Source organism: Chitinophaga sp. GbtcB8, from assembly GCF_019091455.1.
GTDB lineage: Bacteria > Bacteroidota > Bacteroidia > Chitinophagales > Chitinophagaceae > Chitinophaga.
Genome location: NZ_JAGXJN010000001.1, coordinates 198,925 through 225,352 on the forward strand (window position 1 = coordinate 198,925; position 26,428 = coordinate 225,352).

Below are 26,428 nucleotides of genomic sequence, written 5' to 3' on the forward strand. Positions count from 1 at the left end.
GGGAAGGCTACTTCATAAAAACGGGTTAACAGGAGTGGCTATACGCCGCTCCTGTTAACAAACCGTATTTATTATTTCTTAATGATGTACCAGTTGGTACCATCAGTTTGCAGTGTTACGTAAGTCCAGGCGTTGTAAATGGTGTAGTTGGTACCACCTTCAATCTGTGCGCCGGTAGGCGTGATAGTTACAGTGTTGTCGATGTTATCTGTACCGGTAGTTATTTTCTTAATGGTATAGATACGGCCTTTCATACCGGTAGGGTTGGGCAGGGTAACGGTTACCGCTGCTGCAGGATTTACCAGTACGGTGTTATCTGTAGCTGTTACAGTATAGTTAGTAGTAACTGTGGTGATAGACATAGATACAGAACCTTCTACCTGGAAGGTAGAGTTAGGCCTTGTTGCAGCACCTACTACTACTGAATCGCGGAACTGTTTGCTGCCGGCAAAAGCCTGGTCAGGTTTACCATTGATCACACCACGTGCAGTCAGTGACGCATCGGGAACGTTCAGGGTAATTACGTTAGCTACGCTGGTGCTATCTAAAGCAACATCAGTACCGGCAGTACCTGTTTTCAGGGAAATGCTGGGGCCTGTAAGGCTGTTCAGCTTCTGGATGGCGCCGTTGAAAGCAGCATCGTTCAGTGTTTTCTTTAATACCAGGCCGCTGGCAGTACGGATCAGCACATCATTTTCAGCAGTAGCAGCATCGGTAAGCGCGTTGGTGATGGTAAGCGCACCGCCTAAAGTAGTAGCACCGCCTAAGCCGGTAGTGCCGGTTACGTTTAAGTTGGCACCTGCCACTAAATTATCCTGGAAGGTTTTTGCACCTGCAAAGGTCTGTGCAGCAACTGATACAGCACCAGGATTGGTAGCATCAGCGGCATGCAGCACCAGGGAAGCCTGGGGACCTGTATTGTCTATGGTTAAACCACCGGCAACAGGTGTGGTAGAGAAAGTACCTATTACGATAGCTTTCTGTGCGTTGTTCAGCTTAGTCCAGTCAGCACTTGTTAAAAGACCTCTTGTTTTAGTACCATCCTGTGTAGGGATATCAAAAGTATGTGCGGTACCGGTAGATGTGATGGTGAAGTCGTTACCGGCAGAACCGGCCACCATTGTTTGCACATTACCTGTTAACCCATTCAGGCTGCTGATAGCGCCAGTGAAGGCGGAAGCAGAGATGGTACGGCGCATTACAGAACCACCGGCGCCTAATACCAGCACTTCCAGATCGCCAACAGCGCCTACAGTTACCTGTTTCAGCTGCACATTACCGGCAGTGGTTACGCGGATAGCTTCTGTATTGTTTGCACGTACAGAAAGCTCCTGGGCATCGCTGGTACCAACATAGTTATTGGTTGGGTTGGTGCCTGCGTTACCGGTTAATCCCCAGTTACCTAAAGCTGATGATGAATTAGCCATCATTTCCCAGTGGCCGCCCTTTCTAACATACAGGCCAACGTTAGGCGCCAGGGCCAGGTAAATGATCATACCATCCGGGGGAGCCGGGGTAATTGCATTGATAGCCACGGTATCTGTAAGGCGGGGCAGTAACAGACCCTGCCGGTCAGATTCCAGCTCTAACACTGCTGATTTCTGGATGTTAGTTGGATTGCTACCGACCTTTAACTGGGCCTGAACGGTAACAGAGAATAAGGCAAGGCAGCCTGCCAGGAGCAGCTTTGCTCCGATACGTAGAGATTTGTTCATGGTATAAGGATAGTTATCAAGTCAAATAATAGCTATGAGGCTTTACCTCATAGTGTTGTGGTTTATTAATCCAATAGAATTTGTCCGGTAAAACCGTAAAGTCTCACTAAGCACATTGCTGTACTTAAATATTGTCCACTGTTTGTACTACTCTCTCACTGATTGTTGCAGCGGCGATGCTGCCAGCTGGTGATGTACTTCCTATTCAGGCCATTCCGTTAAATAGTTGTCACTGTTCACTACGATGGAAGGAAATACTGCCTTAAATGGATAAAGCATATGGCTAGATCAACTCATTATTTAAATAAGCAATAACTTTCATATGACAAAAATGAAATATTTAACTCGTGTATAAAATGGTATTATGATGTCATTTTACTGAATATATTTAGTTAAGGGGTATATGTTTAGCCGCCAATTAACAAGCGCTTAACAATTGATAATGAGGATAAAAGGTCAGTTGTCCTGACTAGTTACCAACTTAATATGTTGATAATCATACTATCTCTTTTGCACAAAATCGTATAATTATATTATACCAATTTGAGTAGTGACATAACATATATGTGTTATAACAAGGGTTAAAATTGCCTTTCGGAAAAGAAAAAATCCCGCCCAGCTTTACGCTGAGCGGGATCTAAAATTATCCTGATAACTAATTTACTTACTTAGGCTTCCGATTTTTCGGACTTGTTGCTTTTAGGCAGATTCTTGATCGTAAAGATCAGCTTCTGATTTTCCTTATCCAGGTCAGCTACCAGTATGTCCCCGTTATGGATGTTCATATTGAGGATCTCTTCTGCTAACGGATCTTCCAGGTATTTCTGGATGGCCCTGTGCAACGGCCTTGCGCCAAACTGTGCATCGTAACCCTTTTCTGCCAGGAAGCCTTTGGCCTCGTCGGTCAGCTCCAGGCTGAAGCCCAGGTTGTTCAGGCGTTTCAGCACACTCTTCATGGTGATGTCTATGATCACATAGATATGCTCCTTGCTGAGTGAGTTAAAGATCACCACATCATCTATACGGTTCAGGAACTCGGGAGAGAAGGTCCGTTTCAGTGATTTTTCGATCACGGATTTGGTGTTCTCTTCTTCATTCATCTGCCTTGTTCCGGTAGTGAAGCCCACGCCTGCACCAAAGTCTTTCAACTGGCGCACCCCGATGTTGGAGGTCATGATTATGAGCGTGTTCTTGAAATCCACCTTGCGGCCCAGGCCATCGGTTAAGATACCGTCGTCCAATACCTGCAGCAGGATGTTATAGATATCCGGGTGTGCTTTTTCAATTTCGTCCAGCAGGATCACGGAGTACGGTTTGCGGCGTACTTTCTCGGTCAGCTGTCCGCCTTCTTCATACCCTACATATCCCGGAGGCGCACCGATCAAGCGGCTTACGGAGAATTTCTCCATATACTCACTCATATCTATACGGATCAGTGAATCTTCAGAATCGAACATGTAACGGGCCAGGGATTTAGCCAGCTCGGTTTTACCTACCCCGGTTGGTCCCAGGAAGATAAAGGTACCGATGGGCTTTTTAGGATCTTTCAACCCTACCCTGTTACGCTGAATGGCTTTGGTTACCTTGGCAATGGCTTCGTCCTGTCCTACTACCGCGCCTTTCAGGTCTTCACCCATGCGGCGGAGCTTTTCAGTTTCTGCCTGTACCATCCGTTTTACGGGAATGCCTGTCATCATGCTCACTACTTCTGCAATGGCTTCCTCATCAATCGGATAGCGTTTGTGCTTCACTTCTTCTTCCCAAACACCTTTGGCACGTTCCAGGTCTTCACCCAGCTTCTTTTCCGTATCGCGGAGGGCTGCTGCTTCTTCAAAGCGCTGGCTCTTCACGACCTTATTTTTCTCCTGCTTAATATCTTCGATCTGTTTTTCCAGGTCCAGGATATTCTGCGGTACGTTAATGTTCTTGAGGTGTACGCGGGCGCCTACTTCATCCAGCACGTCTATGGCCTTATCGGGCAACAGGCGGTCTGTCATATAGCGGTCGCTCAGTTTTACGCATGCATCAATGGCATCTTCCGTGTAGGATACATTGTGATACTCTTCATACCTGGGTTTGATATTGTTGAGGATCTGGATGGTTTCTTCCACGGTGGGAGGATCTACCATTACCTTCTGGAAACGGCGGTCCAAAGCACCATCCTTTTCAATGTACATACGGTATTCATCCAGTGTGGATGCGCCAATGCACTGGAGCTCGCCACGGGCTAATGCCGGTTTAAAGATGTTGGAAGCATCCAGTGAGCCTGAAGCGCCACCTGCTCCTACGATTGTGTGGATCTCATCGATGAACAGGATCACATCGCGGTTCTTCTCCAATTCGTTCATGATGGCTTTCATCCTTTCCTCAAACTGGCCGCGGTATTTGGTACCGGCTACCAGCGCTGCAAGGTCCAGGCTTACCACGCGTTTGTCGAACAATACGCGGGATACCTTTCGCTGTACAATGCGTAAGGCTAAGCCTTCAACGATAGCGGTTTTACCCACTCCCGGCTCGCCTATCAGGATCGGATTATTCTTTTTGCGGCGGGAGAGTATCTGGGATACCCTTTCAATCTCCTGCTCGCGACCCACAATCGGATCTAAGCTGCCACTCTCGGCCAGCTTGGTAATGTCCCTGCCGAAATTATCCAAAACGGGTGTTTTGGATTTAGTATTAGCCTGCTTGCTTTTAGAAGCAAAACTTTTACGTTCATCTTCGAATTCTTCCTCTCCAGGATCGTCGAACTCGGCTTTAGGATCTGCGGACTTAACAAAGCCCAATTCGTTTTTAAAAGTATCGTAGTCCACGTCAAACTGTTGTAAGATTTGTGTACAAACGTTTTCCTTATTCTTGAGAATAGACAGCATCAGGTGTTCCGTTTCTACGGTAGGGCTTTTGAGGGCCTTTGCCTCGAGTACGGTAACCCGGATAACTTTTTCTGCCTGCCTTGTAAGCGGAAGACTATTGATATTGGCAATGTTCTTTCCTGTCTTGTCTTTTACGGCTAACTCCACCTCCTTGCGCAATTCATAGAGGTCCACGTTCAAAGCCTGCAGAATTTTTACTGCGGTGCCTTCACCCTCGCGAATAATGCCTAGCAGCAGGTGTTCTGTGCCAATGAAATCATTTCCCAAGCGTAAAGCCTCCTCCCTGCTGAACGAAATGATCTCCTTTACTTGCGGTGAAAAATTCTGGTCCATTGTGAGATTATTAAATTATTAAAACCCTTACGGGGGCTTGTTTATACAATATTAGCAAATAATTTTGATTCTTTTCTTCTAACACGTTAATAGTATAAGATTTACTTTTGTGCTGAGTATGTTGGAAAGGCTGTGTTAATACTTACGGAGAAAGCGATCTAAAAGTTGCCGGTCTCTTACAGAATTTTCGCAGAGGTTCCTTCAGTTACTACTAATGTACTAAACAAGTTCCAAGCATCATGAAGTTCAAAATTGATACCAAAGAAAAAATACTCATTGTACACCCTGAAATTCCCCGTTTGGATGTTAATTTGTCAGTTGAATTTGCAAGATCTATCACCGATCTGCCGGAGCTGAAAGACCGCAATCTTATACTGGATATGGCATTGGTACCTGAGATAGATGAAGCTGGACTGATGGCCATTTTAACAGTATACCAGCAGCAATATGACAGCAGGCAATCCTGCGCAATCACTGGTCTTAACAACACTTTAACAGGTATCTTACGCGAATCCTATGAAGACCTGAACATTACCCCTACCCTTGCTGAAGCGATTGATATTGTAATGATGGAATCACTGGAAAGAGAGCTGATGGAAGGTGAAGAATGGTGATCATAAAAGGCAGCAACAATGTGGTGAATGGTTAAAATGCAGTGGTAAAATAACATTAAATGACCATTACCGATGAGCCATCAACGATGCATGATGGTAACAAATGTGGATGGTTTGTGTGACTATGTAAAGCGTAAACTGCTAACTAATTACTATTTTCGGCACAGCAAAAACAATTTACGCTTACGACTTTTTACTATGTTTGCTGTTACCATTTTAGGCAATAACTCCGCGATACCCACTACTGAAAGGCATCCCACCGCACAGGTAATAACCTGTAATGAACAATTGCTGTTAATTGACTGCGGAGAAGGCACCCAGGTACAGATGACCCGCTACAAGATCCGGCGCAGCCGCGTTAAACACATTTTCATCAGCCACTTACACGGCGATCACTATTTTGGACTGATAGGCCTGTTAAACAGCTTAAGCCTTTTAGGCCGTACGGAGCCCCTTACTGTTTACGCCACGCCGGAGCTGGAAGCCATTTTACAGCTACAGCTGGAATGCGCGGCCACCCAGCTGAAGTTTGACCTGCATTTTGTGCCGCTGCGCGCGGAAAACGCCGGCGTAATAGTGGATGAAAAGGACCTGGAAGTACGTTTTTTCCCTGTACGGCACCGCATACCCTGTTTTGGTTTTGTGATAGAACAGCGGCGCAAGAAAAGGAAGATCATACCGGAACAGGCACAAGCCTACGAAATACCAGCCGCTTATTACTCCCAGCTCCAGGAAGGCGCTGATTATCAGCGAAAAGATGGCGTGCTGGTAAAAAACCATTGGGTAACCCTGCCCCCTGCCCCCAGTAAAAAGTATGTGTATTGCGCGGATACCATTTACGATGAGGAGCTTATCGCCCAGATGGAGCATGCCGACCTGGTGTACCATGAAACCACTTACCTGCATGGCCTGGCTGAAAGGGCTGCCGAACGCTACCACAGCACCTCTGTGCAAGCCGCTACCCTGGCGGCGCGGGCAGGCGCCAAACGCTTGCTGATCGGTCATTTTTCTTCCAAGTATACAGAGCTGCAGCCTTTCCTGGATGAGTGCCGGCCGGTGTTTGAAAATACGGAGCTATCAGTGGAAGGGGCTACTTTTCTCATCTAGTCCATGGTCGATGGTGAGTTAGTCCATGGTCGATGATGGGTAGGTATGATGTAGGGTTTTATGTAGGGGGGAGGAGTTGCGCACGGGTTGCGCAGCAATGTCGCACGGGTTGCACGTAGGGAAAACCCCAGTTTTACCGCAATCAGACAGGGGAAATGGGCAGGCTGCTTTTGAGGGGTAGAGGATAATGGGCCGCGGCGATAATTCCGGGAAATACCCCCTAAAAACTGTGTGGATATGAAAGAAAAAGACCTGACAAGTCTTGCGAGCCTGTCAGGTCCTGCGGAAGATCCGTTAATGATTTCTACTTATTCTTATCGAGATAGGCTTTGATCTTTTCATTCAGCCCGCTGCTTACCGGTACTACGGGCAGGCGGAAGGCCTGCTCCATTAAACCGCCGTGCTGTAAAAATGCCTTAATGCCTGCGGGATTGTTCTCTGCAAACATCAGGTCAAACGCTTCATGCAGCTTATAATGCAGGGCGCGTGCGGCCGGCAGGTCATCGGCCAGGGCAGCTTTTACCATGGCTGAAAAACCGGCGGCAAAGTAGTTGGCGGCAACGGATATTACACCATCCATACCACAGGCCAGCTGCGGTAAGGCCAGCGCATCGTCCCCACTGATCACCAGGAAGTCTTTGGGTTTGTCCTTTATGATCTGCATACACTGCACCATATCACCACTGGCCTCTTTCATGGCTACAATGTTCTCTACTTCATGTGCCAGGCGCAGCGTAGTGTCTGCCGTCATATTACGGCCCGTACGACCGGGCACGTTGTACAGGATCACCGGTTTGGGCGACGCCTGGGCTATGGCCTTGTAATGCTGGAAAATGCCTTCCTGGCTGGGCTTACTATAGTAAGGCGCTACACTGAGTATGGCTATTGCCTCATCCAGCGGGCAGGTTTCCAGGCGTTTCACCACATCGCGGGTATTATAATCCCCAATACCAACTACAACGGGTATACGCCTATTTACTTTTTCAAAGGTGAACTTTATAATGTCCAGCTTTTCTTCTGCAGAAAGCGTAGGTGTTTCTCCGGTGGTGCCTAAAGACACGATGTAGTCTATGCCACCGTTAATAACATGATCAATCAATTTTTCCAAAGCATTCCAGTCAATGCTTTCATTTGCTTTGAACGGCGTAACCAGGGCTACACCCGATCCTCTTAACTGTTCCATGAATTATTTATAAGCCAAAAAGTCTGCAAATATTAGCATTTGGCCTGTGATCTCTAAATATTTTTTAGCGTTCCTCAAAAAATCCCATGTTGCTGAATTTGTCGATCCGCTGCTCAATGCGCGTATCCGGGTCTATTTTCTTCAGTTCAGCCAGGGTTTGTTTCAGGCTGGTCTTTAAAATGGCGGCTGCTTCGTCGGGATTGACGTGCGCACCGCCTAATGGTTCTTTGATGACACCATCCACCAGACCAAATTTGCTCATATGGTCGGAGGTTAATTTCAGCTCTTCTGCGGCTTTTTCCTTGAAATTCCAGGTACGCCACAGGATGGTAGAACAGTTTTCCGGGGAGATTACGGTGTACCAGCTGTTTTCCAGCATGAATACACGGTCGCCTATGCCGATGCCCAGGGCACCGCCGGAAGCACCTTCGCCAATGATCACGCAGATCACGGGTACGCGCAGCTTTACCATTTCAAACAGGTTACGGGCAATGGCCTCGCCCTGTCCCCTTTCTTCTGCTTCCAGGCCGGGGAAAGCGCCGGGAGTATCTATGAGGGTTACAATGGGCTTGTTGAACTTTTCCGCCAGCTTCATCAGGCGCAGGGCCTTGCGATAGCCTTCCGGATTGGCCATCCCGAAGTTGCGGATCTGGCGCATTTTGGTATTCACACCTTTCTGCTGGCCAATGAACATTACGGTTTCGCCGTCCAGCTCTGCAAAGCCACCTACCATGGCTTTATCATCCTTCACATTCCGGTCGCCATGCAGCTCCACGAAGTTGGTGCACATTTTTTCAATATACGCCAGGGTATAGGGCCTATCGGGATGCCTGCTAAGCTGTACCTTTTGCCAGCTGGTAAGATGGGAATACACGTCGTTCCGGGTAGTTTCTATTTTCTGCTCATACTCTTTTACAGTGGCAGATACGTCTACGCCGGATTTCTGACCGTTTTCCTTCAGCTTTTCCAATTGTTCGTACAGGTCCGCAATAGGTTTTTCAAAGTCCAGGAATTGCATAATTAGTTTTAAAATTGATTAAAGAACGGTGTAAAGATAAAGGGTAAAAGTTTTTTTAAAAAAGATTTGCAAAATTGGGTGGCTTGTTGTTATCTTTGCAATCCCAAAACGGAACAGGTTTGCCTGTGAAGTTAAGGAGGATCGGTAGTTCAGTCGGTTAGAATGCCGCCCTGTCACGGCGGAGGTCGCGGGTTCGAGTCCCGTCCGGTCCGCGTAGTAAGACTGATACAAATAAGGCCCGCTCGGTGAGCGGGTTTTTTATTTTTTATAGGTTAAACTAAACAGGGATCAAGTTGAAATCTTGGGGGATTATAAGTTTAAGCATACAATTTAGCTAACCTGAACAAGAAGAATTCTACATCTCTGACCCCTCTCATAGTATTTCTAAAGGCTTTTATCTTAGAATTGAATGATTCAGCAGCAGCATTAACGGGTCAGCTCTCTTACAACTGGAAACTTACACAAAAATAAGCGCTCAATCCCGCCTTACACATATGTAGTTGCCCGTCAGGATACAAAAAACCAATGTTATGCCCTATAAATTTTTGAGGATAGCTATTTGCAACTCGTGAGGTTAATAGAATTTATCGAAACTTATTCGCTGGAAGAAATGGAACTTGCTTTAACCAATGGTTCTATAGTCTCAACTTCTACAACAGTGTCTCCATTAATAACCTTGATCAGACTACTGTCACCAGTTTTTTCGTATTCATCCAAATTTTCATCTTCTACAAAAGCGAAGAGATTATTGAGGACACGGTGAGTATTGTCTACAAACTCTTTTACAAATTTTCCTACAATTGGTTGTTCATTTCTATAAAAGGATACTTTAACCATTATGTCTGGTGGGAAATCCTCTACCTTTTTTATTTTAAATTTCTGGGCAATTAAAAGTTCGTTTTTGCCCAATAGTCGAATTTTACTATCGTAATACGATAAATACTTTTCCTTCGCTTCTCTGCTCAATTGGGAGTTTTCTACCATTTCATGAACACGGACACTTGAATTTAATAGTATGGCTATAATCCTGGCAGCCCTAATTGGGTTAATACCTATTTTTTTCGCAAGTTCTCTAAAATGTACTTGTCCATACCGTCCTTCCCGGGCATAAAACTCATTCTCATTATCTCCCTTATAAAGTTCTAAAGCTGTTTCTGGCCCTCCAGGTGTGTGAAGCTGAGTACACATAAGATCATACGCTTTAGCAAGCATATTATCTCCCATTGGAGATTCGATAAAAGAAAAGTTTTTCAAATGAGCATCGTCATTGGAAAAAATATAATTGAATAGAACTTGTCTAAAGAATGCCTCCAGTGCTGGGGCTGTTGCGGAAACATGCTGCGTGATAAGCGCTCCTACGTCTTCGTAAGTACCCTGGTACTTAAAATCTTCTCCATGGCTTTGCCTTGTTTTACCACTGGCTTGCGCCATATCTTCCTGCAAGTATTTTCCCCCTTCTGGTTTGATGTCAAATCTTTTGGTAATATAAGCAGGAGAACCATCTTTGAAATAAATCAATGCACTTTCAGCGGTCTCTATTCCAAATACCTGAGAGGCGATCTGCATGGTTAAATGCTCATTTTCCGGTGCTTGATCTTTGTTTAAAATGTGATCAGCAGTAGGAATTGGTTTTAATATATATTGGCCGCCAGTTTCGGTTAATTTCAACTCTTTACCGTCCAGTATCATCGAATACTTTAACTGAACACCAGAAATGGATAATTTCTTTGTTTTATTTTGGTACTCTCTATAGTTATTTTCTTTGGGGGGGTCAAAATTTAGGATATGGGATACCTTTTTGCCGTCAAATAATTTTTTACGACAATTAAGACAATAACCTTCAATATTGTCTTTGTTTCCTTTATAACATCCTGGACACATTTATTATATTCTCCTTTGTTATTTTTCTTCGATTTCTTTAATCGTGATGGCACCAATGGTATCTGTGTCGGCGGTTTTTAATAGCCTCGTGAAATCGTCGTTCTCATCAATTCGAAGTAAGCGGCACTGGATATTTTTATTTATACCCTCAGCAAGAAGCCCCGAAAAAAAGGAAAAAAGCTGGGTGCTTGTATGTTCCTTTCGCTTCTTGGGCAACGTTACACTTATGGAAGGCATTGCAGAATTATCAACATATTTATCATCGTAAGTAAACCGATAATCTTCAGGACCATGCTTTTCAAGGAGACCTGCAAGGATGTCGTTATAGTATACTTCGCCTTTCTGCATTATGTTGGTTTAACTATACTAATAATTTCAACCGTTACATCCATGCCTACTGCAATGAAAAGTTTCCGCAAAGTGTCAAACGAAGGATTGCCTACGCCCTGCTCAATTTGACGGATTGTTCTAATACCTACCCCACTTATCTCGGCAAGATCTTCTTGTCGAAGTCGGAAAAGGGCTCTCCTTTCTTGTAATTTCTCTCCAATTTGTTTAATATCCATCGGCAGTATAATGCTGATTTACCAGCAAATTTATCGAATTTTTCTCACTTTATAATTAAATAGGCATTATAGTGCCGTTTGTGTATTCTAATAGCTAAAATTTAACGATTTCATGCATAATCGGCATCATACTGCCGGTATTAATTTATTTTTGCTCACATTTTCCTAATAATAAACCTTTTGGGCGTTATAATACCGATCAACTATATGGGATATTTATCAATATTTCTTCTGCCAGATATTTTATGCAGAAACAGGTCCTGGGGAAAATTTATCTTTTTCTGCTTATGCTAACAAAAAAAGACCACCGGAATCCTATACCTGATGGTCTGTAAAAGCAATAAATCCACACTCCTGCATCAAGCCGGTATCTCAGGCTCTACCAGCTTAGCCAGCTTTTCCAGTGATTCCTGCCAGCCTAAATAACACATTTCAGCGGGTATAGCAGCAGGGATCCCTTCCTGCGTGATTTTTATTTCTGTACCTGCAACAGTTTGCCGCAGCACTACAGTGGTGGTCATTTCTCCCGGCAGGTTAGGATCATCAAATTTATCCGTATACTTTAACAGCTCATTAGGTTTGAGCTCCAGGTAAGTACCACCGAATGAATGACCACCGCCGGTTGTAAAATTCTGGAATGACATTTTATGGGTACCACCTACCGTTACATTCATTTCATGAACGGTACAAAGAAATCCATAAGGAGGTAACCAGGAAGCGATTGCCAGGGCTTCGGTAAATGCGCGGTATACTTTTTCCGGCGATGTTTTAAGAACTCTGTGTAGTGAAACATTGTTTGACATAAAATTTATTTTTGTTCCCTACTCATCTGGCTTTTCGGTTCCGCCCGTTTTTAGAGTGGTTGCTGCTCCACTATCTTTTCATTTTCAACACCACAAAGATGGCGGGAAAATTTGTTTTGAATAGCGGCTGTACCGGACTAACTGAAGGGCTATTTACGACATTGCAATTCCCCGCCGGCTCATTCAGCCCTCCCATTTGCTAAATGGCACTTCCTCCGCTCCCGCTTGTATTAAACGTTATATACGTAGAGAGGGCGGACAGATAGAGCTGGAAAACGGGGTGTATATAACAGTGTCGCGGCGGAAAAAGGAAGAGCTGCTGAAACAGTTCAGTATAAGCGGTCGGTTTTAGCCGGTTACCTGTAGTTAATTCTATTCCCTTCTGTATTTTTTAAATAGGCCACCACTGTTGCCGGGAGCTCCTTGCTTTCCATGAGAAAACTTATAGACTCCGCAACAAAATTCTTTGTATTGCTTACCTTCTGGAAGATCTCAAACAGGGCAATGGGTTCCTGGTTAAAGCTGATGCAGGTGCTGATAAAATGCATCTCGCTCACTATGTAATCAGGCTGTTTTAGTTTTTCATTAATATCTTTCAACCGTGAAATAAAATGCCGCTGCCGGATAAAGGTATTGCTATTCATAATGATGAAAACATAATCTGCATAGGCTGTTATTTTGCCATAATACTTATGATTGTCGCCTCCACTTCTCTCGATCAGGTATTCGCCCGAAGATTCTGATTTGTATATTTCAACGGATGAGCGCCAGATCCTTTCTTCATTAATTTTGTCCGGGTTATCCGGCAGATTGCGGTTAAAGGAATACCAGCATCCAATTAACTCATCCAGGAGCTTAGTATTCACTGTTGCCTTCGGAATTTCGATCTTCAGATCATTAAAGTTAAAGGCCTCTTTGTGCGAATTAATAAAATCGAAGTAGCTCTCATATCCCAGCACCTGGACAATGCGGCTTAATTTACTAAGGTTAGGCTTACTTGCCCCTTCCATGCTTTTCTTTCCTTCGTATGCTTTTAGCTTATTTATAATGAGATGTTCGTAAAGATAATTTGTACCCAGCAGATCTGCTTCCTTCCTTATTTTATGCTTCCTGTTCCGCTCCTCCAGCAACCTGTTTAGCTCCTCCGCAATGTAGGTCCACTCCGATTTTGAGACATCTTTCCAGGCATTCTTCCTGATAAAATGAGCCGCCAGAAAATTCATCAGCTTTTCAAGATGTAATAGGTCCTCTCTTTTCATAAGACGAATATAAGATAAAAACAACACTAAATAAGACGAGTATAAGACTTTTACATTCTGCTATTTTCAGAAGTTCACCATTGAAAAAAAAGGCCATGAAACCATTGCATTCAAAGATCCTGTTAACGGAAGGAGATATAAATTACCGGGAAAACGCGCTTTGGCTACGGATTGAGAATTATGTTATTGACGACGCCAATGCCGTGATCCCCTTCTCTAAAAAACTGGCACAGACGGAAAAGTGGACGGATGCTTTTACCAGGGATGCCATCCAGGAATACAAGCGGTTTGTTTATCTCTGCTGTATTGCTGAAAACGGGGCCTCACCCTCTGTTGTGGTAGACAAGGTATGGCATATGCATTTATTGTATACCACTGAATATTGGAAAAATTTTTGTCCTAATATTCTGCACCGGGAGCTTCATCATTTTCCCAACATAGGCGGTGTTACAGATCACAAAAAACATCATGACTGGTACCTGGAAACCCTGATCTTATATATACAGGTATTTAAGCAAAATCCATCTGAAAAGTTCTGGCGTATTCCCACAGCGCTAACACCTTTCCTGCTCCCTGATAAAATTGCTGCTCCCCAACAGCTATTCAAAGCATCCGGCACTAAAATAGCTCCGGCAGCTTATTACCTGACCCTGGTGATCCCATTTATATTCACCTGGTTATTATTTGGCGGATTGCCACTGCTTGACCTTTCTGCATTACAGTACTTTGTTCTTTTCACCCCTTTGCTTTTTATCACCAGGAAGCTGGTTGTGATGGATGAGGAGCGGCATCTGAAGCCCGTTATCAGAAATTTGCCGCTTTATAATCGTTATCAGCTGGCTTATTTATCAGGTGGTTATAACAATGCGTTTTTATTATTGGTAAATGACCTTGAGGAAAATAACTGGATTAAGATCCGTGATACGAAAAAAGAATTTGCAAAAAAATACTTTTCACTGATAGTTGATCAAACGCATGCTTTTGAAGATCAAAATTTCATTCAGCCTGAAGTATTGTTTCAGTCCATGGACCGCCTGTACAATAAATCAAAATTCAGTTTGTCCCAGCTGTCGCTGGCGCTCAGTGAATACCTGCATCCCATTGCTACTGTACAAACAGCGCCTCCGGAAAGGGATGCCATACTGTATCCTGTTTGGATCGTACTATCGGCTCTGAGCATCTGTTGTTTTCCTGCTGAAGAAGTTAATTTGTTTACCGGGGTTTTATATGGTATATTTTTCCTGCTGTGGATCATTTCAATTGTTGCCTGGCAAACTAAGGACAGTGATCATACTATTATGGAAAGAGCGCTTAAAAAACGGAAGGGTGCTCTTAACGATATCAAGACCTTACACCAGCAGGCAATCATCCTGCATCGTTTCAACGGTGTTTATAATATTCCTTTCTTCGAAAAGACAGCCAACTTTTTCAGGGACGAAGGCAGTTGCGGAGCCGCCCGCCCAAGTTGTAGCTGCGGTTGCTAGTAAATCATGTTATAAACATAAACAGCCGGATGGAGAATAAATATATAAGCTTCACATTTGAAGCTCTTTTGAAAAAATGGACAAAACCCCGGACTGCGGAGCCGTAATGCCACACATTATTTCAACCGCCTGCAGTAAAAGATGATGGCAGCTGCCGCCGCTAATCCGCCAACCCCTACCGCACAAAAGGCCAGGGCCGCCTTTACTAAGATCATCAGCTGCTTTTGTGCCGCTCCGCCTGCACAATCAAATAATTCCGTACATTTATGGCGTACCCCTTTTACTATCCCACTGGCCACCCCAGAACACGCAACAGCTATAATAAAGCAAAATTCAACGGTTAATGGATAGAAAAATTAAAACAATTAAATTATGCCTAAGTATGTGATCGAGCGCGAAATTCCAGGCGCAGGTAAATTATCCGCAGAACAGTTAAAAGCAGTTTCTCAGACTTCCTGTGGTGTGTTAAACAAAATGGGACCGGAAATCCAATGGGTTCAGAGTTTTGTAACCGCCGACAAGATCTACTGTGTTTACATTGCGCCCAATGCAGAAATGATCCGTGAACATGCAAAACAGGGAGGATTTCCGGCCAATTCCATCAACGAGGTGGCTACGGTTATTGATCCCACTACTGCAGAATAGTATTTCCGGAAGTAGTAGCAGGAGGACCTGCTGCTACTTCTTATTTAATGCCTCCTGTTAACTCCTTAAGCCGGTACCCCTTTAACCGGACTTATACTACGCTGCTTTGTTCAAAACAAACACCGCATTAACATGAACACGCCAATACATTACACACCTGCACCGAATGCCGCCACAAAAGCAAATACAACCGTATTACCTGCACAGGAACCCGTACAACCAACCCTGCCTGAAATGGGTGTTATGCCATTATCCATTTCCTGCAAATTAAACATCGGCGCTCCGGATGATCCATTAGAACATGAAGCCGATGCCATGGCAAATAAAGTAATGCGCATGCCTTCCGCTTCTTTTATTCAACGCAAATGTGCGCATTGTGAAAACGAGGAGCAGGTACAACGCAAGCCCTTAGCTTCCTTTATCCAAAGGAAAGGCAGCGAAGGAAGCACCCAGGCTTCCGATACGGTAAGTAGTAAGATCCAATCCTCCAAAGGAAGCGGCAGCGCTATTGACGGCGGCGCCAGGACCTTTATGGAAAACCGCTTTGGTACTGACTTCAGCGGCGTAAAGATCCATACGGATAACGAATCCGTACAAATGAACCGTGAATTGCAGTCGCAGGCATTTACGGTGGGTAACGATATTTATTTTAACGAAGGCAAATACAATCCCCAATCCGAAAGCGGCAAACAGCTGCTGGCGCATGAGCTTACGCATACCGTGCAGCAAAGTGGTGCTACCTCCATTCAAAGGTTCGCTGACGATGATCACCATGTGATAGATGAATCGGCCTTGTCAGGCATTTTTGAGGAAGCAGATATCCGCAATATTGAAAAAGGCAATAAACAACGGGATTACAGCCAAAGCCCCTATGCTTTTGTAAATGCGCTGCTATTGGGAGAATATAACCGGTTCGGGGGTTATAAGGATTATGAGCACTTTGATAATTTTGTATGGGACAGTGAAAAAGAGCGCTGGATAAGCCGGGACGAATGGAACAAAATATGGGATGAAAAAAGCCAGCAATGGGTACCCCGGATCTTACCCATCAAAGGTGAACCCACTAAAAAAACGCCTGTTGAATATATTGAAACCGAATTTCTTGCTGCGGTAGAACAAACGCCTCCATCCCCGGCAGGTTTCACCAGGATCGGCAACGCCTTCCATTCCATAGAAGATTTTTTTGCGCATTCCAACTTCTTAGAGCTTATGCAGCATGATACTTCTTTTGGTACCGAGCTTACTACGGGCTCTGTTGGAACCAGTGACAATACTTCCCTTTATTCCATAACCTCCCATGTAACCACTGGAACAACGAGTGAATTTTACGATGATAAGTTTAAAAAAGACCAGGCAGCATCTTCCACCACTTCGCACGCGAAAATAGCCAAGGATTATCCCTCTAACAAGAACCATCAGCTGGCCATCCTGTTAGCGTCGCTTGTGATCCAGGAAACCGCTATCAGCCTGAAGAACATCTTCACGTTAAAAACCAAGGCTGAACGTGAGAAAGCAATTAAAGATATTGTAATGAAACGTTTAAACTCCTATCTGCGCCCGCCTTCTGACAAAGACAAATGGTGGGAACGGTTAATAGATAAAGGAGGCAAAGCAATGGGGGAAACCAATAAAGAAAAACGGGATGAAACCATTGTAACCGTCAACCAATCGCCCTTTAGCCCATTGAGGGGCCTGGAGGCCAATAGGTTTGGCGATGTACGCGGATTTGGATATGGCAATCTGTTAATGCCTGATACGGTCAGGTTCCTTGGTAAAATAGGATCCGGCAACCTGCTTTCTATTACGGCAGATGATCTTCCCATACCATCCGTATCTTTCCCCATAGGCAGCGGCAACCAAACGTTTATAACGATCGGGAAAATATACAATTTCCCGGGGCTGGGCAGCATTGTCAATCAACCGCCTGATGGTACAAGCCAGTCCAGGGTATTGCCGGACCCGCCCCGTATAAACCAGGATCAGCCGGTAAGGCCTTTTATTGGTATTTCTATTGAGGGTAGAACGGATTTTCTTTCAGGGAAGTAATTAATCCATAAACCCTACATCATCCAGAATAATCACACCTGCCTTTGACTGGTCAAAGATCAGCTGAATGCTGCGCAGCTTATTCATTACAAAAGCTGGATGTTTCTTTTGCAAAACATCCAGGTCAAAATAAAAGAAATCGGGAATGGATTCCGCATCATCGTTAGAATTTAGAAAAGCGTATTTCGCGAGGTTCTTCTTTATCTGCGGCTGCAGCGGCATACACTCACTTAACAGGAAGCGGATATGGGATCCCTGCTGATCTGTTAATTCCAGGGTAAAATCAACCGGCTTTTTTTCGTTGTCCTTTTTATCTTCTTTAGCGGCTTTTTTCTCTTTCTTTTTTTCTGCTTTGCTCTTCTCTCCCTTCTCAACATGGAGGGAGCTTTCGTCGCTTTCTGCCAGACTGAATACCAGCGCGCGGCCATCCAGCTTTAAGCCTGCGCTGTCCGGCAGGGTGAAGGTATACTTTCCCACCAGGGAATCCACCTCTTCCCTGTTCCATCCAATATAGGCGGCACGGGAAATATGATCGCCCCACATGAGCTTATGCTGTGCTTCCCTCCAAACGCTCAGGTGTGCCGATGATATAGAAACGCCTGGCCTGGTGGCTGTTTGCAGGTTCAGATCTTCCTCATAGCGGGCTATGTAAGTGGTGCGGCTGCTCTCAAACTGGTTGAAATAAATTTGTTTGGGCAGCCATTGGCGGCCATAACGGTAATCCATAAACAGGGGTTTGTAAGCACTGTCACCCTTCAGATTCAGATCCAGGAAAGCGCTGATGTACACCTTTGCTATTTGCTCCTGGTCTTTGACCGGCATCAGGTTGGTCATGTTAAACCGGTTAATATAAGGGCTGCTGCCATCGTACTTTCCCCAGGAGGTATTGAACTGGCCATGGTTGGCATGGTGCACATATAAGCCGGCTTTAAAACCGTTGAATGAAGGGGAATATTCAATCCGCTTAAAAGGGCTTAAGCCGCCGTAAGATTGCATGTCCATATCATGCGTTCCCTGTATTACAAAATAGTTGATGTCTTTCAGCGGGGCCAGTATTGCGGCGGGTTTATATTGCCCGTCAACCGGCGCAATGGCTACATAGGCCTTGATGTTGAAATTAAAATTGAACACTTCATTTGCATTATCCGGAAAGCTGGGCAGGGTGTTGAATAAAGCGGCGTGCGACATGGCCTCTCCTCCTCTTGAATGGCCCATAAGGGCAATACGGTCCATATCTACAAGATGGTAAAAGGGATTCGTTGGGTCCTGGTTCCACTTTCTCCAAAGCTCCAGGTGTTTCAGCATCATCCATCCCCTGACGCCATTTTCCTCTTTTAATCCTCCACCTGGCAGGTCTGTAAAACTTGAGTTGAGGAAGTTCTCATCTACCGAAGCTACTATATATCCCCTGCTGGCCAGCAATTCGCCCAGATAATCATAGCCGCCTTCTGACCAGTCCTGGGCAAGATGGTTCCCATGGACTACCAGCACCAGCGGCGCAGGTGCTTTCAGATCTTTGGGGTACCATACCATAGCATTCAATGGCAATGCTGTTTGATCAAAACCAAAGTACCAGGTACGCAGCTTGCCGGATAAGCCATCCCAGGATTTAAGTAGGAAGCTGGCATCCACTGAAGGTGTTTTTATTTTTGCATCCTTACCATATATTTTGCGGCGTTTGTCTTTTCCTGAGCCATAGGTGAGGAACGATACTGTATAACTGCCGGGCTTAGACGGATCAGCAGCCTGAATAGGCTCCGGTAAATGGGCCAGGATCTTATAATCTTTTATGGGTTTAACCGGTGTGCCGGGATATAAGAAAAGGTACAGGCTGATGGCGATGCCCAGCACGCCTACGGCCAGTGAAACCAGGGTAATAATGCGCTGCTTTTTGGGCCAAACCACTCCCCGGTGGGTTTTCCAGGCGTACAGCGCACCAAAGGCTAAAGCGGGAAAAAGGATAAGGATGGAGATCAGGATCCAGCCATACGGCCCGTTGAGCCGGAAGAAAAACAGCAGGCTCAAAACAACCAGCGCCACGGCTGTTCTGAAATTGCGCGGTGTTTTGGCCACCAGCCGCACCAGCTGCCCTACCAGCCAGGCTGCCGCCACTGCTATCAACAGGTAACATAAAACACTTACCAGGTAATAACCAAAGCTGACGCCCTTTAAAAAAATGTTTGACATTGAAAGGACAAAAAAGAGCAGGGCAGCTATAAAAACACCGGTACCGGCGGCTTTCAGGCTTGCCTGGCCAGGCGCAAGCGCAAGGATGATAACCCGGATACGGTTCTTAATGCGGTTGCCAATGGAAGTGCTGTTTTTTTGCATGAGGATGGTTTGTTACGTACAAAACTATATAGGTGATCAAGATAAAAATTGTATGTATTTAGCCTGGGAAGGGGCAACATTAATGGGTACTTAACCGGGCAATGTTCTTTGCTATCATAGCTTTATCCGATTCAGAAACGGCCAGCTCCAATGCCTTTTCAAAGTGTTGTAATGCCTGCTTATTATCAATATCCGTATAAAGGTTCCCCAATAATGAATAATAAAAATGGTTATTGGTAAGCCCCAGCTTTTCCGCTTCAATAATAGCGGCCTGTTTTCCTTTTACCTTACTCAGGGCATACGTTCTGTTAAGCGCAGCAATGGGTGAATATTGCAGGATAAGCAGGTTATTATACAGCTGCAGGATGCCTTCCCATTTTTCAGTGCTGTCTTCCTTAAAGGTATGCCAATAAGCAATGCCTGCTTCCAGGTGATACTTTGTTAATACCTCTAAAGAGGATGCCTGGTGCAGAAAATACCGGCCTTTGGCAATGAGCTCCTGGTTCCAGCGCGCTGTATCCTGATCCTGGTACAGGATGGCCTCTCCTTCTTCGTTCATCCTGGCATCAAACCGCGAGGTGTGAAAACACATAAGGGCCATTAATGCATTTACAGCCGGCGTATTGGTGTTTGTATTTTCATTCAGCAGGTAGGTTAACCGCATTGCTTCTGCGCAAAGGTCTTTACGTAAAGTTATATTTTTGGAAGTAGAATAATACCCTTCTGAGAACAGCAGGTAAATGGTGGTGAGCACCATCTCCAGCCGGGTGTTAATCTCTGCCAGGCCGGGTGTTTCAATCTTGATCTTTGCTTCTTTTAGTTTTTCCTTGGCCCGGTTTATCCGCTTATACACTACCTCTTTGTTGGTTAAAAAGGCATCTGCTATTTCCTGGATGCCAAAACCGCATAACAGGTTTAAGGCAAGCGCAATCTGCGATTCTGCTGAAATAACGGGGTTACACACGGTAAAGATCATACCCAGCTGGCTGTCTGTAATGTTTTTGGGCGAGAGGTCAATTTCAATTTCGCTGCCGGTTTCCAGGCTTGCTTTATATTTTAATTCTGCTGAAAGCTTTTGTTCAAACAGGGAGTTGCGCTTTAAATAATTCTTTGTTTTGTTCTTTGCTACGGTATAGAGCCATCCCGTGGGATTATCCGGGATGCCATGCTGGCTCCATGATTCTGTTGCAGCCAGGAATGTATCGCTGACTATGTCTTCTGCTATTTCAATATGTTCAATGCCAAACAGGTAACAGAGCACCGAAACGATCTTCTGATATTCTGTTCTGAATAAATTCGGGATGAGCTGATTTCCGGTCATAGAAAAATAAAATGCCTTTGTAAATTACAAAGGCATTTCCAGAAAATAACTGCACTACTCTACGGGGGTAGCTTTCCGCACCTCTACATTACCTCCTAACAGCAGGATGGGACAGCCTTTCGCTATTTCGCAGGCTTCTTCATAATCCGCCGCTTTTATGATCACTAACCCGCCTATTGATTCCTTGATCTCAACATAAGGGCCGTTGGTGACCACCTTGTTGGGCGTTACTACTTTGCCTTTACCATCCCATCTTTGCAGGGGCCTGGCCAGCTTGTCCTGGGCAGCAATTCCGCCGAACCAGTTTTGCCAAAGCTTCAGGGATTCCTGCAGCTCATCAGGTGATGGCTGCGCTTCCTTATTCGTGAAATCTCTGCGAAATATTAACAGGAACTCGTTCATTTTATTTGTTTGTTTGGCGTTATTAAAATTGCTACAATTTAGTAAATACTTAAAAGCGGCGGTATGATCAACCAAACTGCCCTACCTGGTAACCGCCCGGAGTAGTGGGGAATGCCAGGTTAAACCGGTTCCAGGTATTAATGTTGGAAATGGCAAGCGTAAGATCGATCAGCTCTTCTTCTGAGAATTGCTGTATGGCATTATTATATACATCGTCCGGCACATGGCAGGCTGTAACGGCTTCTGCCCAGGCTAATGCGGCCTTTTCACGGTCATTATAATAAGGCGTTTCCCGCCAGGCGCTTAAACCATACAGGCGCTGTTCTGTTTCGCCATGGGCCCGTGCATCTTTTGAATGCATAACCAGGCAATAGGCGCAGCCATTGATCTGGGATACCCTGAAATCGACTAATTCCCGTAAGGAAAGCTCCAGGGATGTTTTTTTCAGGTAACTGCCAGTGGCAAAAAGTGTTTTAAGGGCATTTTGTCCTTTCTGGTGAAGATTCAAACGTTGATCCATTGCTTTAATTTTTATGTTGTTAAAGCAGAATGACAACTGAATTTCCCGGATTGGACAAAAAGGGAAATATTTTTTTTTTAAACTTTTACCCCACCACAATCTCCCCCTCCACATTTACCTGCTTTAAAAAATATTCGTCGTGCGATACTACCAGCAGCGTGCCTTTATATTCATTAATGGCATTGGTTAAGATTTCTATGTTCTGCATATCCAGGTTATTGGTGGGCTCATCTAATATGATCATATCCGGCGCCTGGTTACTGATGGTTAAGGCACAAAGCATTAACCGCATTTTTTCACCGCCGCTCAGCGCGCTGCAAGGTTTGTCCCAGTATTCTTTTGTAAACAGGAACCGGTTCAAGCGGGTCTTTACCTCATGCTCCTGCAAGGCGCCGGTATTAGCCTGCTGCGCCTGTTCGTATACGCTGAGGTTATTGTTGATCCCTGAATAATCCTGGTCAATATAAATGGCTTTAACGCCGGCCCTGTCCAGGGTTCCGGAGCGGGGTTGCAGCTCCCCTAAGATCATTTTTATTAAGGTGGTTTTGCCGGAGCCATTAAGTCCTTTAATGGCTATACGCTCACCGCTTTTTACCTGGAAGCTAAGGCCGGGTTGCCAAAGCTGCCGGTTGCCGTATCCGAAATTAATTTCCTTTGCAGTAAGCAGGATCTTTCCCTTATGAAGGGCGGAATTGTCGAGGTCCATCTTCATTTTCTCCGTACCGGGCAGCTCTTTTCGCAGCTGATCCAGCTCCTGCGCAATGGTATCCACTTTCTCCGCATGAACGCCCTTTAAACGGGCCGTGCTTTTTTCCGCATTGTTCTTAAAAGTATTCATGGAAATGGTGGGCAGGCCTGCTTTTTCCTGTTTCTTCCTGCCGCGGGCATCCAGCTTTTGCTGCCGTTCCTGCGATTCCCTTTCTGTTTCTTTTGCCTTGCGCAGCGCTTTTTCTTTGCTTTTGAGATCCTGGTCCAGCGCATCCTTCTCTACCATTTTCTGTGCTGCGTAAAAATCATAATTACCGCCGTAAACCGTGATACCGCGCTTGCTGAGCTCATAAACAGTATGCAGGAGGTTTAATAAAGTTCTGTCGTGGCTTACTACTACCAGGGTGTTGTTGGTAGTTTGTATGTAGTTATAGAGGATGTTCCTGCTAAGGGTATCCAAGTGGTTGCTGGGCTCATCCAATAAAACTATTTCCGGGCGGTGGATCATAATACCTGCCAGGAAAACCCTTGTTTTTTGACCGCCGCTTAGGGTTCCCATTTTTTGGGTAAGGTCCAGGCCGTCCAGCTTCCAGTGCATGAAGGCTTCTTTGCAGCGTTCTTCAATGGCCCAGTCATCATCCAGCAAGGCCATGTTCTGCTCTGTTACATGGCCATCCAGGATCTCTTTTAATGCCTGGAGCTTATGCTGCACCTGCAGGGCTGCTGCAATACTAAGATCGTTGTACTGGCCAAACAGCTGTGGTAAATAATAAGGCTTGCTGCCTGCTTTTACCAGGCCGCCGGAGGGCTGCAGGTTGCCGGACAGGATCTTTAACAGGGTAGATTTTCCTGCGCCGTTATTGCCTATTAATGCAATTTTATCGTGTTTGTTGATAACGAGATCTATACCAGTGAACAATAGATCCCGGTTGGGATGTGTGTAGGTAATACCCTGAAGCATCATCATCATTCCTTTCTTTAAAAAAGTAAATAATCACCAGGGCCATAGCGGCCGGCGCTGTTTATTTATTGAAAGAAAGTGAATCTCACATTAAGGTATTGTTTTGATGAGAGCTGCAAAATTAAGAAAAAAAACAATCCGCTAAAAGTCCAGGATCATCTTCATAGCAATGTTCCTTCCCATATTATAAATACCCAGGCGCCCGTTGGAAGCAGCGTTGTAATATTCAAAATATTTTAAGCGGCTTAAATTATCCTGGTACGCCACATCAAATAAATTATTTACCTGCAGCTGTAACTGTAACAAATGTTCCCGGTAATATTTAATGTGCGTGCCTGCTGAAATATTAATGAGCGTATAGGAAGGAGTAGCGGTTTCCGTATTATATAATGCTAAAAAGCGGTTTTGCGCTGCAACATACTCCATTTCAGCCCCGGCAGTAATGGTAGAAAAAATCCGGGAATTAGTACTGATCTCCTGGCTGATACTGCTTAACCATTTGGCAGGTGGTATTAACGATAAATACTGACCGTTTATTCCTTTGTTCTTATAATCCTGCTTTTTATTTACGCCGTATGTAAGTGAAAGGGTATTGTTAAAGGAAAAACCTTTCCAGGCTGCCGGGTAAATGGTGGCCGATGCTTCTGCGCCATACAGGCGGGCAGCTGCCTGCTGGTACTGGAATGTTTTATTGCCCTGCGCATCTGTTATGGCATTTCCGCCGGCATCCGTTAACTGGGTCAGGTAAATATAATTCTGGATGTTGTTGTTGAATACACTCAATGAGGCTGATATGCCTTTAAATTGGGCGCTGATGCCCAGATCCTGCTGAAAGCTGAATTCCGGCACAAAGTTCCTGTTGCCCAGGTAAATAATATGCGCGCCGGGGTCTAAACCATTAGATGCAAGCTCGGTAATAGCAGGGCTCCTGTACCCCCTTGCTATATTGGCTTTCAGGCTTATCTGCTCTGTAAGCTGATAAGCGGCCCCTATACTTAAAGACAGGCCGTTAAATGTTTTATGCAGCGCTGCAAACTGTAAGGTTGCACCGGCCGTATCCGGTAAAAATGCCTGCCGGGCAAAACCCGTAACCGTAGCGGTATCTACATAAAAATTCCGGCCTGTTACACTGCGCTGGTCATAACGCAGCCCGCCACTGATGGTTAATTTGTCCTGTTTCCATTTTCCATAGATATAACCGCCTATGTCTGACAAGCTGTAATCCGGTATTGGAAAATCAGTTGCATCTTTATTCTTATTGTTCTGGTACATACCGTTTGCCCCAATGGTTATTTCAAGCTCGGAAAAAACGGGGACCAGGTATCTTACACCATAATTGATGGTATTTAAGCGCACGTACATGCCTGCCTGTTGCGGCGCTGAAGGATGGCTGTACTCCCTGCGGATGTTTTGCTGAAAACCTATTGTGGCATCTATTTCCCCGCTTCCTAACCGGTAATGGTTATTTGTGTAAACGCGGTAATGCTGTATATGCTGGTGCAGGGGGCTCAGTGTGTAGCTGTTCAATTCACGGTTAGTTACAACCGGCCTGTTGTTGATATTGTCCTGCGCGCCTTCATACACCTGTTTGGTGAATTGCCGGGTTAAGGAATCGCGGCTGCCGTCGGGGATGCCCTGCAAATTATCATATAAGGTGGTGTTGAAGGTAGTGAAACCCTGGCCGGTAGTATAACCAATGGTAACGCCTGCATTGGCTTCTTTAAAACCGGTATTGTATACCCGGCCATCAATGGCATTGATATAATTTTTTGCCAGCCGGTATGAACCTTTTACTATCCATAACCAATGCTGGTTGCTGTATCCCAGGCGCATACCGTTACCTATTAAACCATTATTGCTTTGATACTCGCTCATTACCCGGCCATGGATCTTAGCATCCTTTTCTTTGGGCAGACTGGGGAACAGGCTTACCACACCGGCTACAGCATCGGAACCAAACATCAGGCTGGCCGGTCCTTTAATTACCTCCGCCTTGTCTATATTATAGGCGTCTACCTCAATACCATGCTCATCACCCCATTGCTGGCCTTCCTGGCGTATACCATCGTACAAAGTAAGTACGCGGTTATATCCTAATCCCCTGATAAATGGTTTGGAAATATTAGGGCCTGTTTTTACTGCATTTAAGCCTGGTACATTTTTAACCAGGGCATCAATAATATTGGGCTCAACGGTTTTGTCAATATTCCTGGACGATACGCCGGCAATTGCTACAGGGTTTTCCTTAATTAAGGTAGCCCTGGAAACACCTGTTACTACCAGCTCATTTAATACACTGCGCACAGGTTCCAGGTTAATATTCACCGTTAAGGATTGCCCTTCCCTGACAGATACTTTACGGGTAAACTTTTCATATCCTATGCTGGAAACGGTGATGGTGAAAGCGCCTTCCCGCACGCCCGTAATTTTATAAATACCGTTGCTGTCTGCAACGGCGTACTGCGCCTGAAGGTGAACACTGGCTGCAGGGATCTTATAACCCTGGCCCGTTATTTTACCCCAGACCGTAGCCCCTTTTTGGGCGCACACAGGGGTGGCCGCCCCTATTATTAATAGCGTCAAACAAAAAAGTAAGGAAAAGCGCATGTATTTTATTTGAATAGCAAAATAAACAAAGTTAGGTATATCTAACAAATAATG

Annotated in this window: 20 protein-coding genes, 1 tRNA gene and 1 pseudogene; 6 read left to right on the forward strand and 16 right to left on the reverse strand. The window is 45.0% G+C overall.

Annotated elements, in window-relative coordinates; translation table 11 throughout:
* Positions 1-71 precede the first annotated feature (71 nt).
* Together KVT36_RS00875 and KVT36_RS00880 are read right to left on the reverse strand one after the other, a co-directional pair.
* Positions 72-1,715: a hypothetical protein gene (locus KVT36_RS00875; protein WP_217601617.1), complete on the reverse strand. Its 1,644-nt coding sequence runs from the start codon at positions 1,713-1,715 to the stop codon at positions 72-74.
* 668 nt (positions 1,716-2,383) lie between these two features.
* The gene (locus KVT36_RS00880; RefSeq protein ID WP_217601618.1) at positions 2,384-4,918 is read right to left on the reverse strand and encodes an ATP-dependent Clp protease ATP-binding subunit; all 2,535 of its coding nucleotides are present in this window, start codon (positions 4,916-4,918) and stop codon (positions 2,384-2,386) included.
* Positions 4,919-5,157: 239 nt separating this feature from the next.
* On the opposite strand from KVT36_RS00880, the gene KVT36_RS00885 reads away from it, so the two are divergent.
* Both KVT36_RS00885 and KVT36_RS00890 read left to right on the forward strand, forming a co-directional pair.
* Positions 5,158-5,532, forward strand: a complete 375-nt coding sequence (locus KVT36_RS00885; protein WP_089917216.1) for an STAS domain-containing protein — start codon at positions 5,158-5,160, stop codon at positions 5,530-5,532.
* Between the two features lie 198 nt (positions 5,533-5,730).
* Positions 5,731-6,639 carry a ribonuclease Z gene (locus tag KVT36_RS00890; protein ID WP_217601619.1) on the forward strand — a complete coding sequence of 303 codons (909 nt, stop codon included), beginning with the start codon at positions 5,731-5,733 and terminating at the stop codon, positions 6,637-6,639.
* Positions 6,640-6,943: 304 nt separating this feature from the next.
* Here KVT36_RS00890 and dapA read toward each other — a convergent pair whose 3' ends face one another.
* Together dapA and KVT36_RS00900 are read right to left on the reverse strand one after the other, a co-directional pair.
* On the reverse strand, positions 6,944-7,822 hold the full coding sequence (gene dapA, locus KVT36_RS00895; RefSeq protein ID WP_217601620.1) for a 4-hydroxy-tetrahydrodipicolinate synthase: 879 nt from the start codon (positions 7,820-7,822) through the stop codon (positions 6,944-6,946).
* A 64-nt stretch (positions 7,823-7,886) separates the two neighbouring features.
* Positions 7,887-8,840 carry an acetyl-CoA carboxylase carboxyltransferase subunit alpha gene (locus KVT36_RS00900; RefSeq protein WP_217601621.1) on the reverse strand — a complete coding sequence of 318 codons (954 nt, stop codon included), beginning with the start codon at positions 8,838-8,840 and terminating at the stop codon, positions 7,887-7,889.
* Positions 8,841-8,978: 138 nt separating this feature from the next.
* Here KVT36_RS00900 and KVT36_RS00905 point away from each other — a divergent pair.
* Positions 8,979-9,052 (forward strand) — tRNA-Asp (locus tag KVT36_RS00905).
* A gap of 105 nt (positions 9,053-9,157) precedes the next feature.
* On the opposite strand, the pseudogene KVT36_RS00910 reads toward KVT36_RS00905, so the two are convergent.
* The 6 genes and pseudogenes from KVT36_RS00910 to KVT36_RS00935 form a co-directional block, all read right to left on the reverse strand.
* Positions 9,158-9,256, reverse strand: a pseudogene (locus tag KVT36_RS00910) (DDE transposase); the annotation flags it as partial.
* Between the two features lie 178 nt (positions 9,257-9,434).
* Positions 9,435-10,721: a HipA domain-containing protein gene (locus tag KVT36_RS00915; protein ID WP_217601622.1), complete on the reverse strand. Its 1,287-nt coding sequence runs from the start codon at positions 10,719-10,721 to the stop codon at positions 9,435-9,437.
* Positions 10,722-10,739: 18 nt separating this feature from the next.
* On the reverse strand, positions 10,740-11,069 hold the full coding sequence (locus KVT36_RS00920) for a HipA N-terminal domain-containing protein (RefSeq protein WP_217601623.1): 330 nt from the start codon (positions 11,067-11,069) through the stop codon (positions 10,740-10,742).
* Positions 11,069-11,287 carry a helix-turn-helix domain-containing protein gene (locus tag KVT36_RS00925; RefSeq protein WP_217601624.1) on the reverse strand — a complete coding sequence of 73 codons (219 nt, stop codon included), beginning with the start codon at positions 11,285-11,287 and terminating at the stop codon, positions 11,069-11,071. Before KVT36_RS00925 ends, KVT36_RS00920 begins: the two co-directional genes overlap by 1 nt.
* A 359-nt stretch (positions 11,288-11,646) precedes the next feature.
* A complete protein-coding gene (locus KVT36_RS00930; RefSeq protein WP_217601625.1) occupies positions 11,647-12,090 on the reverse strand; it encodes an SRPBCC family protein in 444 nt (147 codons plus the stop codon).
* Between the two features lie 356 nt (positions 12,091-12,446).
* Complete coding sequence (locus tag KVT36_RS00935) at positions 12,447-13,349, reverse strand: hypothetical protein (protein ID WP_217601626.1); 903 nt, start codon at positions 13,347-13,349, stop codon at positions 12,447-12,449.
* A gap of 95 nt (positions 13,350-13,444) precedes the next feature.
* Between KVT36_RS00935 and KVT36_RS00940 the strand changes: the two genes are divergently transcribed.
* The 3 genes from KVT36_RS00940 to KVT36_RS00950 all read left to right on the forward strand — a co-directional run bounded on the left by KVT36_RS00940 (position 13,445) and on the right by KVT36_RS00950 (position 17,524).
* Complete coding sequence (locus KVT36_RS00940; RefSeq protein WP_217601627.1) at positions 13,445-14,833, forward strand: hypothetical protein; 1,389 nt, start codon at positions 13,445-13,447, stop codon at positions 14,831-14,833.
* A gap of 372 nt (positions 14,834-15,205) precedes the next feature.
* Complete coding sequence (locus tag KVT36_RS00945) at positions 15,206-15,478, forward strand: DUF4242 domain-containing protein (RefSeq protein ID WP_217601628.1); 273 nt, start codon at positions 15,206-15,208, stop codon at positions 15,476-15,478.
* Between the two features lie 132 nt (positions 15,479-15,610).
* Positions 15,611-17,524 carry a DUF4157 domain-containing protein gene (locus tag KVT36_RS00950; protein ID WP_217601629.1) on the forward strand — a complete coding sequence of 638 codons (1,914 nt, stop codon included), beginning with the start codon at positions 15,611-15,613 and terminating at the stop codon, positions 17,522-17,524.
* On the opposite strand, the gene KVT36_RS00955 is transcribed toward KVT36_RS00950, so the two are convergent.
* The 6 genes from KVT36_RS00955 to KVT36_RS00980 form a co-directional block, all read right to left on the reverse strand.
* Positions 17,525-19,855, reverse strand: coding sequence for a hypothetical protein (locus KVT36_RS00955; RefSeq protein ID WP_217601630.1), 2,331 nt, complete (start codon positions 19,853-19,855; stop codon positions 17,525-17,527). It lies immediately after the preceding gene.
* A 79-nt stretch (positions 19,856-19,934) separates the two neighbouring features.
* Positions 19,935-21,176 carry an RNA polymerase sigma factor gene (locus tag KVT36_RS00960; RefSeq protein WP_217601631.1) on the reverse strand — a complete coding sequence of 414 codons (1,242 nt, stop codon included), beginning with the start codon at positions 21,174-21,176 and terminating at the stop codon, positions 19,935-19,937.
* A 54-nt stretch (positions 21,177-21,230) separates the two neighbouring features.
* Positions 21,231-21,578, reverse strand: a complete 348-nt coding sequence (locus KVT36_RS00965; protein WP_217601632.1) for a YciI family protein — start codon at positions 21,576-21,578, stop codon at positions 21,231-21,233.
* Between the two features lie 67 nt (positions 21,579-21,645).
* On the reverse strand, positions 21,646-22,098 hold the full coding sequence (locus KVT36_RS00970; protein ID WP_217601633.1) for a carboxymuconolactone decarboxylase family protein: 453 nt from the start codon (positions 22,096-22,098) through the stop codon (positions 21,646-21,648).
* 85 nt (positions 22,099-22,183) lie between these two features.
* Positions 22,184-23,776, reverse strand: coding sequence for a ribosomal protection-like ABC-F family protein (gene abc-f / locus KVT36_RS00975; protein WP_254639780.1), 1,593 nt, complete (start codon positions 23,774-23,776; stop codon positions 22,184-22,186).
* 132 nt (positions 23,777-23,908) lie between these two features.
* On the reverse strand, positions 23,909-26,350 hold the full coding sequence (locus tag KVT36_RS00980; RefSeq protein WP_254639781.1) for a TonB-dependent receptor: 2,442 nt from the start codon (positions 26,348-26,350) through the stop codon (positions 23,909-23,911).
* Between the last annotated feature and the right edge of the window lie 78 nt (positions 26,351-26,428).

Excerpts from the sequence above, each read along its gene's own strand:
- KVT36_RS00875 (WP_217601617.1), bottom strand. The coding sequence starts at position 1,715 with ATGAACAAATCTCTACGTATCGGAGCAAAGCTGCTCCTGGCAGGCTGC.
- KVT36_RS00880 (WP_217601618.1), bottom strand. The coding sequence starts at position 4,918 with ATGGACCAGAATTTTTCACCGCAAGTAAAGGAGATCATTTCGTTCAGC.
- KVT36_RS00885 (WP_089917216.1), top strand. The coding sequence starts at position 5,158 with ATGAAGTTCAAAATTGATACCAAAGAAAAAATACTCATTGTACACCCT.
- KVT36_RS00890 (WP_217601619.1), top strand. The coding sequence starts at position 5,731 with ATGTTTGCTGTTACCATTTTAGGCAATAACTCCGCGATACCCACTACT.
- dapA (WP_217601620.1), bottom strand. The coding sequence starts at position 7,822 with ATGGAACAGTTAAGAGGATCGGGTGTAGCCCTGGTTACGCCGTTCAAA.
- KVT36_RS00900 (WP_217601621.1), bottom strand. The coding sequence starts at position 8,840 with ATGCAATTCCTGGACTTTGAAAAACCTATTGCGGACCTGTACGAACAA.
- KVT36_RS00915 (WP_217601622.1), bottom strand. The coding sequence starts at position 10,721 with ATGTGTCCAGGATGTTATAAAGGAAACAAAGACAATATTGAAGGTTAT.
- KVT36_RS00920 (WP_217601623.1), bottom strand. The coding sequence starts at position 11,069 with ATGCAGAAAGGCGAAGTATACTATAACGACATCCTTGCAGGTCTCCTT.
- KVT36_RS00925 (WP_217601624.1), bottom strand. The coding sequence starts at position 11,287 with ATGGATATTAAACAAATTGGAGAGAAATTACAAGAAAGGAGAGCCCTT.
- KVT36_RS00930 (WP_217601625.1), bottom strand. The coding sequence starts at position 12,090 with ATGTCAAACAATGTTTCACTACACAGAGTTCTTAAAACATCGCCGGAA.
- KVT36_RS00935 (WP_217601626.1), bottom strand. The coding sequence starts at position 13,349 with ATGAAAAGAGAGGACCTATTACATCTTGAAAAGCTGATGAATTTTCTG.
- KVT36_RS00940 (WP_217601627.1), top strand. The coding sequence starts at position 13,445 with ATGAAACCATTGCATTCAAAGATCCTGTTAACGGAAGGAGATATAAAT.
- KVT36_RS00945 (WP_217601628.1), top strand. The coding sequence starts at position 15,206 with ATGCCTAAGTATGTGATCGAGCGCGAAATTCCAGGCGCAGGTAAATTA.
- KVT36_RS00950 (WP_217601629.1), top strand. The coding sequence starts at position 15,611 with ATGAACACGCCAATACATTACACACCTGCACCGAATGCCGCCACAAAA.
- KVT36_RS00955 (WP_217601630.1), bottom strand. The coding sequence starts at position 19,855 with ATGCAAAAAAACAGCACTTCCATTGGCAACCGCATTAAGAACCGTATC.
- KVT36_RS00960 (WP_217601631.1), bottom strand. The coding sequence starts at position 21,176 with ATGACCGGAAATCAGCTCATCCCGAATTTATTCAGAACAGAATATCAG.
- KVT36_RS00965 (WP_217601632.1), bottom strand. The coding sequence starts at position 21,578 with ATGAACGAGTTCCTGTTAATATTTCGCAGAGATTTCACGAATAAGGAA.
- KVT36_RS00970 (WP_217601633.1), bottom strand. The coding sequence starts at position 22,098 with ATGGATCAACGTTTGAATCTTCACCAGAAAGGACAAAATGCCCTTAAA.
- abc-f (WP_254639780.1), bottom strand. The coding sequence starts at position 23,776 with ATGATGATGATGCTTCAGGGTATTACCTACACACATCCCAACCGGGAT.